The 16,698-nt window shown below is 76.1% G+C and carries 18 protein-coding genes; 7 read left to right on the forward strand and 11 right to left on the reverse strand.

Features of this window, described 5'->3' with window-relative positions:
- Positions 1-15: 15 nt before the first annotated feature.
- From BUE45_RS09795 to BUE45_RS09805, 3 genes are all read right to left on the reverse strand, one after another.
- Positions 16-1,002: a LacI family DNA-binding transcriptional regulator gene (locus BUE45_RS09795; protein WP_073378284.1), complete on the reverse strand. Its 987-nt coding sequence runs from the start codon at positions 1,000-1,002 to the stop codon at positions 16-18.
- Between the two features lie 949 nt (positions 1,003-1,951).
- Positions 1,952-2,815, reverse strand: coding sequence for an endo alpha-1,4 polygalactosaminidase (locus tag BUE45_RS09800; RefSeq protein ID WP_073377936.1), 864 nt, complete (start codon positions 2,813-2,815; stop codon positions 1,952-1,954).
- A 53-nt stretch (positions 2,816-2,868) separates the two neighbouring features.
- A complete protein-coding gene (locus BUE45_RS09805; RefSeq protein ID WP_073378285.1) occupies positions 2,869-3,873 on the reverse strand; it encodes a cellulose binding domain-containing protein in 1,005 nt (334 codons plus the stop codon).
- A gap of 140 nt (positions 3,874-4,013) precedes the next feature.
- Between BUE45_RS09805 and BUE45_RS09810 the strand changes: the two genes are divergently transcribed.
- Positions 4,014-4,319, forward strand: a complete 306-nt coding sequence (locus tag BUE45_RS09810) for a DUF6506 family protein (protein WP_073377938.1) — start codon at positions 4,014-4,016, stop codon at positions 4,317-4,319.
- Positions 4,320-4,431: 112 nt separating this feature from the next.
- Here BUE45_RS09810 and BUE45_RS09815 read toward each other — a convergent pair whose 3' ends face one another.
- From BUE45_RS09815 to BUE45_RS09845, 7 genes are all read right to left on the reverse strand, one after another.
- A complete protein-coding gene (locus BUE45_RS09815) occupies positions 4,432-5,238 on the reverse strand; it encodes an alpha/beta fold hydrolase (protein WP_073378287.1) in 807 nt (268 codons plus the stop codon).
- A 52-nt stretch (positions 5,239-5,290) separates the two neighbouring features.
- Positions 5,291-6,352, reverse strand: a complete 1,062-nt coding sequence (locus BUE45_RS09820; RefSeq protein WP_073377940.1) for a LacI family DNA-binding transcriptional regulator — start codon at positions 6,350-6,352, stop codon at positions 5,291-5,293.
- A 197-nt stretch (positions 6,353-6,549) separates the two neighbouring features.
- Positions 6,550-7,521: a sigma-70 family RNA polymerase sigma factor gene (locus tag BUE45_RS09825; RefSeq protein ID WP_073377942.1), complete on the reverse strand. Its 972-nt coding sequence runs from the start codon at positions 7,519-7,521 to the stop codon at positions 6,550-6,552.
- A gap of 1 nt (position 7,522) precedes the next feature.
- Positions 7,523-7,906, reverse strand: coding sequence for a VOC family protein (locus tag BUE45_RS09830; protein ID WP_073377944.1), 384 nt, complete (start codon positions 7,904-7,906; stop codon positions 7,523-7,525).
- An 8-nt stretch (positions 7,907-7,914) separates the two neighbouring features.
- Positions 7,915-8,289, reverse strand: coding sequence for a VOC family protein (locus tag BUE45_RS09835; RefSeq protein WP_073378289.1), 375 nt, complete (start codon positions 8,287-8,289; stop codon positions 7,915-7,917).
- A gap of 27 nt (positions 8,290-8,316) precedes the next feature.
- Positions 8,317-9,891 (reverse strand): MFS transporter, encoded by a 1,575-nt coding sequence (locus tag BUE45_RS09840; protein ID WP_073377947.1) that lies wholly within the window; start codon positions 9,889-9,891, stop codon positions 8,317-8,319.
- 125 nt (positions 9,892-10,016) lie between these two features.
- The gene (locus BUE45_RS09845; RefSeq protein ID WP_342746019.1) at positions 10,017-10,556 is read right to left on the reverse strand and encodes a CGNR zinc finger domain-containing protein; all 540 of its coding nucleotides are present in this window, start codon (positions 10,554-10,556) and stop codon (positions 10,017-10,019) included.
- 178 nt (positions 10,557-10,734) lie between these two features.
- Here BUE45_RS09845 and BUE45_RS09850 point away from each other — a divergent pair, with 178 nt between their 5' ends.
- From BUE45_RS09850 to BUE45_RS09875, 6 genes are all read left to right on the forward strand, one after another.
- Positions 10,735-11,187 (forward strand): VOC family protein, encoded by a 453-nt coding sequence (locus tag BUE45_RS09850; protein WP_073377949.1) that lies wholly within the window; start codon positions 10,735-10,737, stop codon positions 11,185-11,187.
- A 65-nt stretch (positions 11,188-11,252) separates the two neighbouring features.
- Entirely contained in the window at positions 11,253-12,152 is a 900-nt protein-coding gene (locus BUE45_RS09855) for a pyridoxamine 5'-phosphate oxidase family protein (protein ID WP_073377951.1), read from the forward strand.
- Positions 12,149-12,343, forward strand: a complete 195-nt coding sequence (locus BUE45_RS09860; protein WP_073377953.1) for a ferredoxin — start codon at positions 12,149-12,151, stop codon at positions 12,341-12,343. Before BUE45_RS09855 ends, BUE45_RS09860 begins: the two co-directional genes overlap by 4 nt.
- The gene (locus BUE45_RS09865) at positions 12,340-13,590 is read left to right on the forward strand and encodes an NAD(P)/FAD-dependent oxidoreductase (RefSeq protein WP_073377955.1); all 1,251 of its coding nucleotides are present in this window, start codon (positions 12,340-12,342) and stop codon (positions 13,588-13,590) included. Before BUE45_RS09860 ends, BUE45_RS09865 begins: the two co-directional genes overlap by 4 nt.
- Before the next feature lie 93 nt (positions 13,591-13,683).
- Complete coding sequence (locus BUE45_RS09870; protein ID WP_073377957.1) at positions 13,684-14,733, forward strand: NAD(P)-dependent alcohol dehydrogenase; 1,050 nt, start codon at positions 13,684-13,686, stop codon at positions 14,731-14,733.
- A gap of 88 nt (positions 14,734-14,821) precedes the next feature.
- The gene (locus BUE45_RS09875; protein WP_073377959.1) at positions 14,822-15,607 is read left to right on the forward strand and encodes an SDR family oxidoreductase; all 786 of its coding nucleotides are present in this window, start codon (positions 14,822-14,824) and stop codon (positions 15,605-15,607) included.
- Positions 15,608-15,917: 310 nt separating this feature from the next.
- On the opposite strand, the gene BUE45_RS09880 is transcribed toward BUE45_RS09875, so the two are convergent.
- Complete coding sequence (locus tag BUE45_RS09880; protein ID WP_178378505.1) at positions 15,918-16,643, reverse strand: DUF1295 domain-containing protein; 726 nt, start codon at positions 16,641-16,643, stop codon at positions 15,918-15,920.
- Positions 16,644-16,698: the final 55 nt, after the last annotated feature.

The following is a 16,698-nucleotide window of genomic DNA, read 5'->3' on the forward strand; positions in this document are numbered from 1 at the left end:
ACGGCCGCCCCGCGCCTACCCGCGCGGGGCGGCCACGCTGGCGCGTTCCACGAGCGTGGGCGTGATGGTCCTGCGGGTGGAGGCGGTGGGCTCGCCGGACATGCAGGACAGGAGCACGTCCAGGGTCTCGGTGGCCACCGTGGCGAAGTCGGGGCGCACCGTGGTCAGGGGCGGGATGAAGTAGGCGGCCTCGGGCACGTCGTCGAACCCGACGACGCTCACGTCCCCGGGCACGGCCCGGCCCCGCTCCGACATCGCGCGCAGGATGCCCAGGGCGAGGTGGTCGTTGGCGGCGAACACCGCCGTGACCTCGGGCATGCGGGCCAGCAGCAGCCCGGCCCGGTAGCCCGAGGCGGCGCTCCAGTCCGCGGGGCTCACCGGCGGCACCTCGGCCCCGGCCTCCTCCAGGGCCAGCCGCCAGCCCCGTTCCCGGTCGGCGGCGTCGAACCACTCGGAGGGGCCGGACACGTGCCAGACGGTGCGGTGGCCGGCGTCCAGGAGGTGGCGGGTGGCCAGGCGGGCACCCTCCTGCTGGTCCACCGTCACGAGGGTGTCGCCGCGCGCGGGGTCGCCGTCCACGGCGACCAGCGGGATGTCGGGCGGCACCGCGGCCAGGGCCTCGTCCGCGGCGGCGGTGGGGGCTATCACGACGATCCCGGCGGCGCGCTGCTCCAGGTGGTGGTCGACGGCCTCGGCGATGGAGCCCCGGTCCAGGACCCGGACGCGGCGGACGCTGACGACGAAGCCGCGGGAGGCGGCGGCGAGCTCGAAGGCGGCCAGCAGCGAGGAGGGGCCGAACAGGGTCGAGTTCTGGGCGACGACGCCGAGGAGCTGGGACCGCCCGGTCGCCAGGGTGCGCGCGGCGCGGTTGGGCCGGTAGCCGAGCTGCTCGATGGCGGCGCGCACGCGCAGCCGGGTCTGCTCGCGGACGTTGGGGTGGCCGTTGAGGACGCGCGAGACCGTCTGGTGGGACACCCCCGCCAGCCGGGCGACGTCGGTCATGGCCGGTTCCCGGGCGGCGCCGGGGTTCGGTGGGGTCTGGCTCACCCGCAGCTCCTTCACAGCCGATGCCGTAGCGTGCTCCGCCCGGACCGGCCCCCGCACCCGGGGCCCACCCGAGGAGCACGGGTGTGCGCTAACATATCCCATTCGCTGGCTTTCACGACACCCCCCTTGGCTTTGGCTGATGCCTTCACTCGCCGATTGTTAGCGCTATCACCCTGCTCCCCCGACCACCGGCGGCTCCGTCGCCCTCTCCGCCCCGCGGGGAGCCCGGACGCGACCAACGCCGCCGGCGGCACGGGCCCGCCCCGCGCACGGGAGCGCGGGGCCACCGGACGGCTCATTGTTGGTCATGAGGGCTCAGCCCCGCATACGCGGGGAGCACCGCCCCGCGTGCCCCGATCGCAGGAGTAGTGCATGGGGACCATCCCCGCGCGGGCGGGGAGCACCGCCGAACTCGCGCACGTCCTATCGGCGCCGGGGGACCATCCCCGCGCGGGCGGGGAGCACCGCACCACGTACCAGGTGCAGGGGGTGGGGGCGGGACCATCCCCGCGCGGGCGGGGAGCACAGTAATTGAGCTGCGAAGATTCCACGGGAAACCGGGCGATTTTCCAACTTCTTGAAAATCGGACAGGAGCCCCGAAGGGCACTTTATTGCACCGGGTGGGCGCCGCGCGGGAGAACCCCGGAAAGCACGAACCCCGGGGGTGCGCGCACCCCCGGGGCCCTGCCGGCATGTGAAAGTTCCAGGAAGGGAACACCGACGGCTTCATTGTGCACCAGGCGGGAACTCTGCGTACACGGTCCGTAGCGGCCCCCGCGCTTTCCGGACGACCCAAGGTCGGCGTTACCGCCAGGACCGGGCGGAATGTCCCCCTTCGGCGCCGGCGTTCCCCACGGAACCGGGAAGGATAACGGGGCCTTAGGTCCCGCCTGCAATCCGTGATCAGCAGGCCTGGTAGAGGTAGCCCTCCCCGCCCTCCGGCACCAGGTCCAGGTCGCGCAGGATGGCACGCGGCGGGGTGTCCTCGTGGGCGCACACCTCGTCGAAGGTCATCCCCCGCTCCTCCAGGGTGCCCGGGTACTCGGTGTCGAGCACACCGTCCACCCCGTACGCGTCGGTGTAGACGTCGCACTCGTTCCACGCCGCGCAGGACTCGGTGATCGCGAAGTCGTACCCCGCGGCCAGGCCCCGCTCGGTCTCCTCCGCGGTGTTCTTCTGCGCGGCGAGCAGGCCGTGGCCGTGGACGGCCGCCACCAGCTCCTCCGCCAGGGCGAAGTTGTCCTCGGCGGTGAGCGCGCCGTCCGAGCGCAGGAAGGAGTCCAGGTTGTCGAACTCCACGGCCGCGAAGCCCGCCTCGGCGCACCCCGCGACGGTCTCGGAGAGCAGTTCCGCGATCCGCCCGCGCTTGTCCGGGTCGGAGGTGTCCAGCAGGTACTCGTCCGGCCAGCCCGGGTCCGGCACCGGGTCCCCGGCGCCGTCGAGGAGGACCAGCCCCTCGTCGAGCCACATCTCCCGGTCCCCGGGCTGGGTCTGGAACCCGTTGACGTAGCAGATGGAGTACAGGCCGGCGGCGGGCTCGTCCGTGGAGTCGCGGACGACGATCTCGACGCCTTCGGGCGGCTCGTACCCGCCGCCGAGCTGGTAGTCGAACCCGCCGTCCGGCAGCGGCGCGGCCTCGGCACCGGCCTGCGGCCCGGACGCCGGCTCGGAGTGGGAGGACAGGTCCGCCGTCGGCGCGCACGCCGTCGCGAGGAGGGCCAGCACCGCGGCGGCCGGGGGCAGTGTCATCCGTGCGGAGGGTTTCATGGCGGGAAGCCTAGCGGTGGGCCGGGCCCCGGTGACGCCCGGCCCACCGTGAGTCACGACACCAGGGCCGCGAACCAGCGGTCGGCGATCCGGCGGTCGCCGCTCGCCGACGGGTGCACCCCGTCGTAGGTGTCCTCGTCGGTGTCGAACCCGGTCCACTGGTCCACCACCGTGACCGGCGACTCCGGGGTCGTGTTGGCCGCAGCCCAGTCCGGGAGGGCCGCGTTGAGGTCCCGGACTCCCTGCCCGCAGGTCCCGCAGCTGCGGTCGGGATCCATGGGGATGATCTGCGCCACCAGCAGCCGGATGCCGGGGTCGTGCGCCCGCATCTGCGCCAGCAGCGTGTCGTAGGCCGCCAGGATGCCGGCGGTGGGGACGCCGCTCCAGACGTCGTTGGTGCCGAAGTGCATGAGCACCGTGTCCGGGTCGGCATGCTCCAGCCATCCGGGGAGCAGCCCCTGCGCGGCGACGTTCGTCACCAGATAGCCTCCGTGCCCCTCGTGGTCCCCGTCGTAGGCGAACCCGCACCCGTCGCCCGGCAGGGTGCCGACGAAGTCCGCCTCCTGCCCCGCGTCCGCGAGGTCCCGCCACAGCAGGGCGCGCCAGCACCCCGGCGAGCCCGTGATGGAGTCTCCCAGCGGCATGATCCGCACCGCGTCCCCCTTTCCGTCCGTGTCGAAGCCACAGGTCAGACCGGTGAACTCGACCTCCCCGCCGACGGTGGTCCCCTGCACCCCGAAGTCGGCGGAGGCGCCCGGGGCCAGTCCACCGTTCCACGCGGCGCTGCGGGCCGTGTACGCGGCCCCGTCGGCTCCGAGGCCGGCGTTCCAGGCGGAGGTGACCGCCTGCCCTTCCGGGTGCGTCCAGGAGGCGGTCCACCCCTGGACCGGGGCGTCCCCGGTGTTGGTCACCGTGACGAGGGCGGTGAACCCGCTCCCCCACGAGGAGGTCACGGCGGCCTCGGCCGCGCATGTCGGGGAGGCCGCCGCCGGAACCGGGGCGAGGGCGGCTGCGACGAGCGCGGCGGCCAGGGCCGCGCGCAGGAGGGTGCGTAACACGGTCACATCCTTTCGATCGGATCTGGGAGCGCTCCCAGACGCCCGCACGGTATATCGGGTGCGCCCTCCGGGAAACCCCCCTTCCTTGACCTCGACCAAGGTTGAGCCCCTAGCGTCGCGGGGAAACGGAAGGAGTCGCCGTGAACGCCGTCTGGGCCTACATCTACGAGCACCCCGAAAGCGACCCGGGCAGAGACCGCACGACCCTGGACCGCGCCGGGCAGACCACGCACCTGGTCCCCGTCCCCCGCGCGGCCGACGCACCCGCCCTCGCCGTGGAGCTGGTCGGGGAGGGGGTGGGGCTGATCGAGCTGTGCGGCGGGTTCTCCCTGGAGGACGCCGCCGCGGTGGCCCGCGCGGTGGACGGCCGGGTCCCCGTCGGGCACGTCGCCTTCGCGGCGGACTCGCTCCGGGCCGCAGCGGCGTACGCCGCGCGGTTCGACTAGGGTCCCGTCCGCCGTGTCCGCTCCGGTCCCGACCACGCCCCGGAGCCACACCGGGCCGGCGGCGGGCGGAGCCGCACGGCGCGGCCCGCCCCGGGAGGGCCGGCCCTGCCCCTCAGCCCGCGGCGGTCCCCCGCCGCAGGTACTCCACCAGGCCGTGGCCGAAGGCGCGCGGGCGCTCCATGTTGACCGCGTGCCCCGCGCGCCCCACCACGGCCGCGGAGGCCCGCGGGTTCAGGGCCGCCGCCGCGGCCGCGTGCTCCGGGGGCCAGAACTCGCTCCGCCCGCCCGCGACGAACAGCGCGGGCACCTCCGCCCCGGCCACCACCGGCCGCCAGTCGCGCCGGGCGTGGTCGCGCAGCAGCTCGCCCTCGGGGCCGGTGAGGGCGGGGTCGGTGCCCCGCATGGCGACCAGCAGCCGCACGGCCGCCGCGCCGCGGCGCAGCAGCGGGACCCCCCGCCCCGTCCGCGGGATGCCGTCGCGGAAGTAGGTGTCGGTGTTCTCCTCCGTGTACCCGTAGAACCCGTGGGGCCAGTCCGGGGTGTTGAGCATCGCCGGCGTCTGGTCGACGATCACGATGCGCTCGACGGCCCCGGTACCGAACCGCGCGACGTAGGACCACAGGGTGTTCCCGCCCATGGACGCGCCCACCAGCCGGGCCCGGCCTGCGACCGCCGCCGTGAGGAAGGTGTGCAGGTCGCGCCCGCGCACGTCCATGTCGGTGCCTTCCGGCAGGGCGGTGCCGCCGTGCCCGGGCAGGTCCACGGCCAGCACCCGGAACCCCGCCCCGGCCAGCACGGGGATCTGGAAGCGCCACGAGGTCGCCGGGGCCTTGAACCCCGCGAGCAGGACGACCGGTTCGCCGTCCGGGTCGCCGTGCTCGGTGTGGCGGATGCTCCCGCCCAGCTCTCCCGTGATCATCGGGGCCTCCCTGTTCCCGCCGGTGGGGTCCCACCCTCCCACGGCCGGCCCCTCAGGGCTCCGGGGTGTCCGCGGCGGGGTCCCCCGCGGCGCCGGGCGCGGCACCGCCGGTCGACTCGCGGACGATGAGGCGGGGCTCCACCCGGACCCGGCGGGCGCCCTCCCCGCGGCCCCGGACCAGGTCCAGCATGATCCGGGCGGCGGAGCGGCCGCACTCGGCCCACCCGAGGGAGACGCTGGTCAGACTGGGCTGGAAGATACGGCCCAGCTCCGTGTCGCCCACCCCGGTCACCGCGAGGTCCCCCGGGACCGACAGGCCCCGCTCCCGGGCGGCGCGCAGGACCGCGATCGCCAGCAGGTCGTCGGCGGCGACCACCGCGTCCAGCGGGCCGCCGTCGGCGGCGGCGCGGTCCAGCAGGCGCCGGGCCGCGACCTCGCCCGCGGCGACGGTGAATTCCGCGGCGGCCTCCGCCACGGCGGGCGGGCCGCCCCCGCCGGCGGTGGCCGCGTCGAAGCCGCGGCGGCGCTCCTCACCGGGGACGCTGTCCGCAGGGCCGCCGAGGAAGCCGATCCGGCGGCGGCCGGTCTCCCGCAGGTGCCGGACCGCCCGGCCGATCCCGGCGGCGGAGTCGGTGGAGACCGAGTCGGCGCCGTGGTCGCCGGACGCGCGGCCGACCACGACCACGGGCGCGTCCCGCCGCCGGAGGGAGTCGGCGAGCAGGTCGTCGGTGCGCGGGGGGACGAGGACCATCCCGTCGGCGAAGCCGCTGTTCAGGCTGTGCACCAGGTCGGCGGTGGACGCCGCGGTGTCCCCGGTCGCCAGGACGACGACGCGGTAGCCGTGCGGGGCCAGCTCCCCGTGGATCGCCGTCATCATCTCGACGTGGGCGGGGCCGCCGATGTCGGCGGCGGCGAAGGCGATCTGGAAGGTGCGCTTCATCCGCAGCGAGCGCCCGACCGCGTCCGGGCTGTAGCCCAGCTCGTCGGCCGCCGCGCGCACGCGCTCGACCATGGCGGCGCTGGCGCCGCTCCCGTGCAGGGCCCGGGAGGTGGAGGCGAGCGAGACCCCCGCGCGCTCCGCCACCTGGACCAGGGTGGCGCGTGAAGACGTCATCGAAGCTCCCGTCACGCGATGCGCCGAGGGGCGGAAACGTTTCCAGAACCGCTCGACGGAGACGCGGGCCACGGTGGCAAGGCTTCCGGGAAGCTACATCCGCCGGCTTCGCCGCGTCAAGCCCCGGCGGCGCCGGGGGCGGGCGGGCGCCGTCGTGCACCCGGCCGCGCCGCGCCGCGGGGCCGCCGACGGGCGGGTCAGAGCCGGTCGGGCAGCCCGAACCGGGCGAACAGCGAGGTGTCGAAGAACATCGCCGCGTGCCGCACGCCCTCCGGAACCAGGTCCAGCACCTTGATCCCGAACGCCCGGTGCACGCCCCCGGCGTCGCGCATGTAGAGGCCGAACGCGGGCTGGCCGTTGGCCTCCACCGGCCGCAGCACCATGTCGCCCGCGGCGGAGGCCGGGCAGTGCACGGAGATCAGCTCCGCGATGTGCGGCGCCCCGCGGACCCAGGTGCGGAACGGCGGCATCTCGAACACCGCGTCCTCGGTGAACACGGCGGTGATCGCCGAGACGTCGTAGGTCTCGAACGCCGCCACGTAGCGGGCCAGGACCGCCTTGGCGTCGGCGGGCTCGACGATCTCCTCCTCCACCGGGGCGTTGCGGGACAGCTGCGCCCGGGCCCGCTGGAGCAGGCTGTTGACCGCCGGGACGGAGGTATCCAGGATGTCGGCGACCTCGGCGGCCGACAGCCGCAGCACGTCGCGCAGGACCAGGACGGCGCGCTGGCGCGGCTGGAGGTACTGGAGCGCGGCCACCAGCGCCAGGCGCACCCCGGCACGGGCGGCGACCACGGAGCCGGGGTCGTCGGCGCCCACCAGGGCGTCGGGGACCGGCTCCAGCCAGGGCACCTCGGACCCGTCGGCCAGGTCGGCCGACGGGTCGGCGGCGGGCCCGCCCAGCCCGGTGGGCAGGGGCCGCCGCCGTCGCCGCTCCAGAGCGGTGAGGCAGGCCGTGGTGGCGATCCGGTGGAGCCAGGTGCGCAGGCTGGAGCGGCCCTCGAACCCGTCGTAGGCCTTCCAGGCGCGCAGGTACGTCTCCTGCACCAGGTCCTCGGCGTCGTGCACCGAGCCGAGCATCCGGTAGCAGTGTGCGTACAGCTCGCGCCGGTAGGGGGCGGCGAGCCGCGCGAAGTCCTGGTCGGTCGTCTGTTCCACCACGACCGCCACGTTACGCCTCCTGTAAGACGGAAACGATGTTCCCGGCCGGGTCGGTGAACCAGGCGACCCTGGGCACCCCCCGGGCGATGCCGCGCCCGTCCTGGTCGAACCCCTCGTAGCGCAGGGTCCGCACGCCCCGGCGGGCCAGCTCGTCCACCGCGGCCTCCACGTCGTCCACGACCAGGTTGAGCACGGTGTGGGTGGCGGGCACGTGGTCGGACTTGGGGTACACGAGGATCGCGTGGTCCCCGGCGAGGGCGATGCGGATCAGCCCCTCCCCCTCCATGCCCTCGACCGGCCGCACGTCCAGTCCCAGGGTCTCCCCGTAGAACTCGCGCGCCCGTGCGGTGTCGGGTACCGCGAAGGACCCGAAGGCCCGGTTCGTGTCGAACATGTCCCCTCCTAGGAGTCGGTCTCCGCCGCGGCCATGGCCGCGCGGTCGGCCGCGCCGAGCTGGATGATCTGGACGAGGTTGCCGTCGGGGTCGGCCGCGGTGGCGAACAGGCTGCCGCCGCGGTCCTCCAGCGGGCAGACCCAGTCGGTGCCCAGCCCGTCCATGCGGGCGGCGACGGCGCGGGCGTCGTCCACGTCGAAGTTGATGATCATGCGGGTGGCGTCGGCGGCCCGGGGGCCGACGTCCTCGCGGCGGTCGATGAGCAGGTGGAAGCGGCCGAACCGCAGCACCCGGTAGGAGTCGACGTCGTCGTCGGAGTGGGGCTCCAGCGCGGCGGCGTACCAGTCGTGCAGGCGGTCGGGGTCGGTGCTGGCCAGCAGCATGCTGTCGAGGGTGGCCACGGTGCCTCCTCAGGCGTCCGGTACGGGTTCGTTCACCCGTACCGACCCGGGCGGGGCCGCGGACTCATCGGGTCCGGCCGGCTTCGCCGGGGTCCGCAGCAGGACCAGGGCCGCGCCGAACAGGGCCATGCCGACGGCGCCGGCGCCCCCGGCCAGGTTGAGGCCGTCCGTGAACGCCTCCCGGGCCGGGCCGAGCAGGGCCGCGGCGGTGGCGTCGGGCAGTGACCGGGCGACGTCGACGGCCTGGGCGAGGGTGCTCCCGGCCGCCTCGGGAACGCCTTCGGGCACGGTCACGCCGGCTCGGTAGACGGCGGCGGAGAGGCTGCCGATGAGCGCGATGCCCAGCGCGATGCCGAGCTCGCCGCTGGTCTCGGACAGGGAGGCGGCGGCACCGGCGCGCTCGGGGGGCGCCGAGCCGACGACGATGTCGGCCACCAGGGCGGCGCCCGGGCCGAGCCCCACGGAGGCCAGGAGCAGCCCGGCCATGACGGCGGGCGCCCCGTCCTGGGCGGGGGCCAGGGCCAGGACCGCGAACCCCGCGGCGGTGACGAACATGCCGCCGCCGATGACGCTCGCGCGGCCGACCCGGGCGGCCAGCGGCGGGGCGGCCAGGGTGGCGGCGACCATGGCCAGCGACGGCGGCAGCAGCCACAGGCCCGCGGTGAGCGGCGGGTACCCGGCGACGAGCTGGAAGTACTGGCTGATCAGCAGGAAGGTGCCGCCCATGGCCAGGGCCCCGCCCGCCATCACGGCCAGGGCGGCGCCGAAGCCCGGCGCCCGGAACAGGCGCAGGTCCAGCAGCGGGTCGGCCAGGCGCAGCTGGCGGCGGACGAACAGCGCGCCCGCGGCCAGCCCGGCGGCCGCGGTGAGCAGGGGCACGGCGGGGGCGTGACCGTCGGCGAGCGTCTTGAGCCCGTGGACGACGGGCAGCACGGCGGCCAGGGAGAGGGCCACGCTGGCGAGGTCGAGGCGGCCGGGGTGGTCGGCGCGCTGCTCGGGCAGCAGCAGCGGCCCGCACACCAGGAGGAGCGCCATGACGGGCACCCCGAGCAGGAACACCGACCCCCACCAGAACCAGTGCAGGAGCACCCCGCCGACCACGGGCCCCAGGGCGGTGCCGCCCATGAAGCAGGCGCTCCAGACGGCGATGGCGGCGGCGCGGTGGCGCGGGTCGGGGAACATGCCGCCGATGAGGCCCAGGGTGGAGGGCATGAGGGTGGCCCCGGCGACGCCCATGAGGGCGCGGGTCGCGATGAGGAACTCGACGGTGGGCGCGAAGGCCGCCGCGGCCGAGGCCGCGCCGAACGCGGCGGCCCCGATCAGCAGCAGCCGGCGGCGGCCGACGCGGTCGCCGAGGGTGCCCATGGTGACGAGGAACCCGGCGACCATGAAGCCGTAGGCGTCCACGGCCCACAGCAGCTGGGGCCCGGTGGGGTCCAGGTCGGCGGCCAGGTGCGGCAGCGCCAGGTACAGCACGCTCATGTCCACGGACAGCAGCAGGGTGGGCAGGGCGAGCACGGCCAAGCCGAGCACGGCCCGGCGGTCGGGTCGGGCCGCCGGGGCGGCGGGGCGGGGTGCGGTCACGGTGTCCTCCGGTCCGAACGGGTTCGTTCACACGTACGGACACGGAGGGGCCGCGGAACTCATCGCGCCCGGGGAGCCGTTCGCCGGAGCGGCTTCCCGGCCTGACCCGTCGCCGCGGCGGCGGGTCAGGCCCGGAGGTCGGAGCGGGACCGGGCCTGGTGCCGGGCGGCCTTGGCGCGGTTGCCGCAGCCCGCCATGGAGCACCAGCGGCGGGTGCCGTTCTTGGAGGTGTCGAAGAAGTACAGGACGCAGTCGGGGTGGCCGCAGCGGCGGATGCGGTCCGGGGCCCGCAGCAGGTCGAGGTAGCCGTCGGCGGCGGCCCAGGCGGGCCCCCAGGCGGGGTCGTCGAACTCCACGACCGCCCCCGGGGCCCCGCCGTCCAGGACCCTGCGCACTCTGCCGTGGGCCAGGACGCGGTTGAGGTCGGCGGTGGCGGCGGGGGATGCGGGGTCCTCGACGAGCCCGGTGAGGACGTCGCGAACGTGCCGGAGCGGGGGCAGGGCGGCCGCGTCGGCCGGGTGGCGGGCGGACAGGCCGTTGTCGGCCAGCCACCGGGCCAGGCCGCCGGGCGCGTCGAAGAGGTCGAAGCGCTCCCCGGCCGCCGCCCACCGGGTGTTGAGCAGGTCCATCGCGAGCGGTTCGCCCAGGAGCGGCCGGTCGTTCACCGGTTCCGCACCCCCTTCCTCCGCGGACGTCCCCCGCGGCGGGAAGCCGCGGGCGGTCGCGGGATGCTACCAGCCACCTGCGACAACCATCTAAACGGATTTCAGGGGTTGCCCCTTCCCCGACTAACCCCTAAAGTCACTTTCAACGGTTACATCCGACGACTCAAGGAGTGGTGTCATGGCACCGACCGACCTCGCCACCGGGCACGTGGGCCTGAACGTCACCGACCTCGCCCGCTCGCGCGCCTTCTACACGCGCGTCTTCGGCTTCGAGGTCCTGGGCGAGGGCTCCGAGGAGGGCCGCGGGTTCGCCTTCCTCGGCCGCGCGGGGCGGCTGGTCCTCACCCTGTGGCAGCAGGCGCGGGGGCCCTTCGACCGGACCGCATCCGGCCTGCACCACCTGTCCTTCGAGGTGGGCACGCTGGAGGAGGTCCGGGCCGCCGAGCGCGAACTGCGGGAGCTGTCCGTGGAGTTCGCCCACGACGGCGTGGTCCCCCACGGTGAGGGCGCCTCCTCCGGCGGGATCTTCTTCCACGACCCGGACGGGATCCGCCTGGAGATCTACGCCCCCGCCGGCGCGGAGTCCCTCCCCGCCCCGGCCGGCGGCGCGCCCGCCTGCGGCTTCTTCTGAACTCGGTCCGCCCGCGAGCGGAGCCCCCACCACACCCACCGCTCCCACCACCCGACGGAGGAACCATGGCACCACGCCGCCACCCCGGTGAGCGGGCCGTGCGCGAACGCGCCGGCCTGAGCGGCCGGGCCGCCCTCTCCGACGACGCGATCCGCGCGGAGATCCCCGAAGTCGCCGCCGCGTTCCTCGCCGAGCGGACCTGGCTGGTCCTGGGCGCCGTCGACGCCCACGGCGACCCGTGGTGCACCCTGCTCCGCGGCCCGGCCGGATTCCTGCGCGCGACCGGGCCGCGCACCCTGGACGCGGCCGCCCTGCCCGGCGCGGGCGACCCCCTGGACGCGCACGCCGCTGCCCGGGTCGGCCTGCTGGCGATCGACCCCCTGACGCGGCGCCGAATGCGGGTCAACGGGGTGGCGCGCCCGCGCCCGGGCGGGCTGCGCGTCACCACCGACCAGGTCTACGCCAACTGCCCCAAGTACATCCAGAAGCGGCACCCGCGGCCGGTTCCGCCGGGACGCCGGGGCGCTCCCGCCTGCGGCACGCGACTGTCCGCGGAGCAGCGGTCCCTGGTCGGCGGTGCGGACACGTTCTTCATCGCCACCTCGGGGCCGGACGGGGACGCCGACGCCAGCCACCGCGGCGGCGCGCCGGGGTTCGTGCGGGTCCACTCGCCCACCCGGCTCTCCTGGCCCGACTACGCGGGCAACGCGGTGTTCAACACCCTGGGCAACCTGTGGTCCCGGCCGCGGGCCGGCCTCCTGTTCCCGGACTGGGAGACGGGGGCCGTCCTGATGCTCACCGGGAGCGCCCGGGTCGGCTGGGAGGGGACCTCGCGCACGGTCGTGTTCGACGTCGGCCGGACGGTGTCCGTCCCCGGCGCGGGCCTGCTGGCGCCCGGGGAGCCCGGGTACTCCAGGTTCAACCCGCCCACCGCCCCCGCGTCCCCGGAAGGAGCTCCGCGATGAGAGTCGGTGTCGACCGCGACCGGTGCGAGGACCACGGCCAGTGCGTCTTCGCCGCCCCCGGGGTGTTCTCCTTCGACGACGACGAGAACCTCCTCTACGACCCCGCCCCGCCGCCCGGGGAGGCCGGGGCCGTCGCCGCCGCGGCGGCGGCCTGCCCGGTACGGGCGGTGCTCGTCGAGGGGGCGCCGTGAGCGCCGCGCCCGACCCGGTCGTCGTCATCGGGGCGGGCCTGGCCGGGCTGCGGACCGCGGACGCCCTGCGCGAGCAGGGGTACACGGGCGGCCTGGTCCTCGTCGGGGACGAGCCCGACCCGCCCTACGACCGCCCGCCGCTGTCCAAGGACGTGCTCACCGGGCGCGTGCCCGTCTCCGCCGCCGACCTGCCGATCCCCGCCGGACTCGACGCGCGCACGGTCCTGGGGCGGGCCGCCGTCCGGCTCGACCGGGCCGCGCGCACCGTTCTGCTGAACGACGGCACCGAGCTGCGCTACGCCGGGCTGGTGGTCGCCACCGGGGCCGGCGCCGCGCCATGGCCCGGCCCGCGGACACCGGGGCCGGGAGTCCACCTGTTGCGCGGGCGCCGCGACGCGGTCGCGCTGCGCGCCGCGCTGCTCGGCGGCGGCCCCGTGCTGGTGGCCGGGGCGGGGTTCCTGGGCTGCGAGGTCGCCTCCGCCGCCCGGTCGATGGGGCTGGAGGTCACCCTGGTGGCACGGGGCGGGACGCCCCTGGAGTCCGCGGTCGGCGCGCGGGCGGGCGCCTTCATGGCCGCCGTGCAGGCCGACGCCGGGGTCGACCTGCGCACGGGTACCGCGGTGGCGGCGCTGCCGGACCGCCGCGGGCGGGTCCTGCTGTCCGACGGGACCCGGGTGGCCGCCCGCACCGTCGTACTCGCCCTGGGCGCCCGGCCCGCCACGGACTGGCTGCGGGGCGGCGGGCTGCTCCTGGACCCGAAGACCGGCGCGCTGCTGTGCGACAGCCGCGGAAGGGCGCTGGACCTGCGGGGCGACCCCGTACCGGACATCGTGGCACTGGGCGACGCCGCCGCACCGCCGCACCCCTGTCCCGGCCCGGGGACCCCTTCCCATCTCGCGCTCGGGCACTGGAGCGGGGCGGTGGACCGCGCCGCGGGCGCGGCGGCGGCCCTGCTGGGCGCGCCCCCGCCCCGGGAGCCGGTGGTCCCCTCGTTCTGGTCCGACCAGTTCGGGCTGCGCCTGCGGTCGGTGGGGGTGCCGGGGGCGGCGGACCGGGCCGAGGTCCGCGAGCACGACCCCGTGCGGCGGCGGCTGGAGGTCGTCTACCTCCGGGGCGGCCGGACCGTCGGCGCGCTGACCGTGAACCGGACCTCGCGGCTGGCGGGCCACCGCCGGGAGATCGTGCGGGGCCTCCCGGGTCAAGAAGTGTCGACCGATTCCGGGATCGGCGTTGGCCGACAGCCGTGACCTGCGTTGATAGCGTCGAGCGGTCGGCCGGGCACGCGGGGCGACCTGCCGGTGGCCCGGCGCCGCCGAAACCGACAGGCAGGAGAACACCCGATGCGAGCCGTGGTCTTCGAGAACTACGAGCAGTTCCCGTCGCTGACCGACGTCCCCAAGCCGGAGCCGGGTCCCGGCGAGGTGCTGCTGCGGGTGGCGGGCGCGGGCGCCTGCCACTCCGACGTGAGCGTGTACCGCCACTTCAAGGAGGGGCAGCCGGGTGCGCAGAAGCCCCCGTTCGTGCTGGGCCACGAGAACTCCGGCTGGGTGGAGGCGCTCGGCGAGGGCGTGAGCGGGCGCGTCGAGGTCGGCGCCGCCTACCTGGTCTACGGGCCGATCGGCTGCGGCCACTGCCGCAAGTGCGCGCGCGGCCAGGACACCTACTGCGAGAACGCGGCCACGATGCCCTACCTGGCCACCGGCCTGGGCCGCGACGGAGGCATGGCCGAGTACATGACGGCGCCCGCCCACCACCTGGTGCCGCTGGGCGACGCCGACCCGGTGGCCGCCGCCCCGCTGTCGGACGCCGGGCTCACGCCCTACCACGCGATCAAGCAGGCGCTGCCGCACCTGGCGGGCGGCGGGCGCAACGCCCTGGTCATCGGCCTGGGCGGGCTGGGGCAGATCGGCGTGCAGATCCTGCGGGCCCTGACGGGGGCGACCGTGATCGCCACCGACGTCAAGCCCGAGGCCCTGGCCCGGGCGCGGGAGAACGGCGCGGTGACCGTCGCGGGCGGCGCGCGCCAGGTGGAGGAGATCCGGGAGATCACCGGTGGCCGGGGCGTGGACGCGGCGTTCGACTTCGTCGGGGTGACCCCGACGATCGCGGCCGCCGCGGCCTCGATGGCCCAGGGCGGGCGGCTGACGGTGGTCGGCATCGGCGGCGGCACGCACGAGTTCTCGTTCTTCACCACCCCCTACGAGTCCTACGTCACCAACACCTACTGGGGGACGGTGGAGGACCTGTGGGAGGTGGTGGACCTGTACCGGGCCGGGCAGATCAGCCCCGACGTGGAGCGCTTCGGCATGGAGGACGCCCTGGAGGCGTACCGGCGGCTGGAGGCCGGGGAGGTCTCCGGCCGCGCCGTGGTGGTGCCCGGACAGAAGTGACCGGTTCGCGGCCTTCCCGGCTTCCGCCGTGGCCTGCGGCCTCGGTAGAGTGCGCCCGACCGATACGGGCCGGAAGAGGGCGGAACAGGTGGATCTGGGGATCGCGGGGAAGACCGCGCTGGTGACGGCGGCGAGTTCGGGGCTGGGGCGGGCGATCGCCGTGGCCCTGGCCGCCGAGGGTGTGAACGTGGCGGTGACCGGCCGCGACAAGGAGCGCCTGACGAAGGTCGTGGAGGACTGCGACGCCCACGGCACGTCGGCGCTCTCGGTGGAGTGGGACCTGGCCGAGCACGACCGCGCCGCCGGGGTGGTCGAGTACGTGGAGAAGCGGCTGGGGTCGGTGGACATCCTGGTCAACAACACCGGCGGGCCGCCGCCCACCCCCGCGCTCGGGCAGGAGCCCGGGCTGTGGGAGGACATGTACGGCGCGATGGTGCTGCCGGTGATCCGGCTGACGGACGCCGTGGTCGGGGGGATGCGCGAGCGCGGCTGGGGCCGGGTGATCACGAGCACCTCCGCCGGTCCGATCGCGCCCATCCCGAACCTGGGGGTGTCCAACACGCTGCGGGCGTCGCTGCACTCCTGGTCCAAGACGGTGGCGGGCGAGGTGGCCGGGGACGGGGTGACGGTCAACGTCATCGTCCCGGGCCGGATCTCCACCGCCCGCACCGACTCCCTGGACCGGGGGCGCGCCGAGCGGGAGGGCCGCACGGTGGAGGAGGTCGAGGCCGAGGCCGCGGCGACCATCCCGGTGGGCCGGTACGGCCGGGCCGAGGAGTACGGCGCGGTGGCCGCGTTCCTGGCGAGCGAGCAGGCGGCCTACGTGACCGGGTCGATCGTGCGGGTGGACGGCGGGGCGATCCCGACCGTCTGAACCACCGTGGCACGGGGCGCCGCGCGCCGGGGACCGCCCCGGCGCGCGGCGCCGTCCGTTCGGCGGGTTGCGGCCGCGCCGCGGTCGGCCGGGCGGGGCGTCCGCGGCGGGGCGGTGCCGCCCGGACGCCGGGGCGCCCACCGGACCGGTCCGCCGGACCCGGCGGTGTCCGGGCCGGGCGAGGGTAGGCTGGCCTCACGGACGGGGCTCCGGCCGTTCGGGGCGGCCCCTCTTCCCCAGGAGCCGCCCCGAGCGGACCGGCCGCCGCCCGGCCGTGCGCGGGGCGGCGCCCCGCGCGCGGCCGGGCGGTTCAGCCGCGCGGCGGCCGGGGGAAAAAGGCGCTGGTGCGGGCCTCGTACTCCGCCCAGCCGGGCCGCCCGCGCATGTGCTCGTCGAGCAGCCGCTGCCCCGAGCCGCGGGTGAGCAGGTAGGTCATCACCAGCGGGGCGGGCAGGGCGAGCAGCGTCCACGGGCTCCCCGAGACCGCGACGAGGAACAGCCCCCACCACACGCAGGCGTCGCCGAAGTAGTTGGGGTGGCGGGTCCACGCCCACAGGCCCCGGTCCATGATCCGGCCCCGGTTGGCCGGGTCGCGGCGGAAGGCGGCGAGCTGGGCGTCGCCCACGGCCTCGAAGGCGAACCCGACCGCCCACAGGGCCGCGCCCGCGACCGCCCAGCCGCCGAGCGGGCCCGGTGCGTGCGCGGCCACCTGGATCGGCAGCGATACCAGCCACACCAGCGCGCCCTGGAGCAGGTACACCACGCGCAGCGCGTACATGTCCGGGTCGCCGGGGGCGCGGGAGAGCAGCCGCTCGTAGCGCGGGTCCTCCCCCGCCCCGCGCGAGCGCCGCCCGATGTGGACGGCGAGCCGCACGCCCCACACCGACACCAGGGCCAGCAGCAGCCCGGCGCGCAGCGGGTCGCCGGTCGCCGTGAGGAACGAGAACAGCGCCACGAGGACGAAGGCCGGCCCCCAGGCGACGTCGACGACCCCGTGTCGCCCCAGCCGCCTCCCCACGGCGAAGGTCCCGAGCATGAGCACGGCCACCGCCCCGGCGGACAGGGCCGAGGTCAGGGCCAGGGCAGCGGTG

This window comes from Nocardiopsis flavescens (assembly GCF_900141985.1).
GTDB lineage: Bacteria > Actinomycetota > Actinomycetes > Streptosporangiales > Streptosporangiaceae > Nocardiopsis > Nocardiopsis flavescens.

Bases quoted from the DNA above. Each gene is read 5' to 3' on its own strand.
- BUE45_RS09795 (WP_073378284.1), bottom strand. From the start codon at position 1,002: ATGACCGACGTCGCCCGGCTGGCGGGGGTGTCCCACCAGACGGTCTCG.
- BUE45_RS09800 (WP_073377936.1), bottom strand. From the start codon at position 2,815: ATGAAACCCTCCGCACGGATGACACTGCCCCCGGCCGCCGCGGTGCTG.
- BUE45_RS09815 (WP_073378287.1), bottom strand. From the start codon at position 5,238: ATGATCACGGGAGAGCTGGGCGGGAGCATCCGCCACACCGAGCACGGC.
- BUE45_RS09820 (WP_073377940.1), bottom strand. From the start codon at position 6,352: ATGACGTCTTCACGCGCCACCCTGGTCCAGGTGGCGGAGCGCGCGGGG.
- BUE45_RS09830 (WP_073377944.1), bottom strand. From the start codon at position 7,906: ATGTTCGACACGAACCGGGCCTTCGGGTCCTTCGCGGTACCCGACACC.
- BUE45_RS09835 (WP_073378289.1), bottom strand. From the start codon at position 8,289: ATGCTGCTGGCCAGCACCGACCCCGACCGCCTGCACGACTGGTACGCC.
- BUE45_RS09850 (WP_073377949.1), top strand. From the start codon at position 10,735: ATGGCACCGACCGACCTCGCCACCGGGCACGTGGGCCTGAACGTCACC.
- BUE45_RS09855 (WP_073377951.1), top strand. From the start codon at position 11,253: ATGGCACCACGCCGCCACCCCGGTGAGCGGGCCGTGCGCGAACGCGCC.
- BUE45_RS09860 (WP_073377953.1), top strand. From the start codon at position 12,149: ATGAGAGTCGGTGTCGACCGCGACCGGTGCGAGGACCACGGCCAGTGC.
- BUE45_RS09870 (WP_073377957.1), top strand. From the start codon at position 13,684: ATGCGAGCCGTGGTCTTCGAGAACTACGAGCAGTTCCCGTCGCTGACC.
- BUE45_RS09880 (WP_178378505.1), bottom strand. From the start codon at position 16,643: ATGCTCGGGACCTTCGCCGTGGGGAGGCGGCTGGGGCGACACGGGGTC.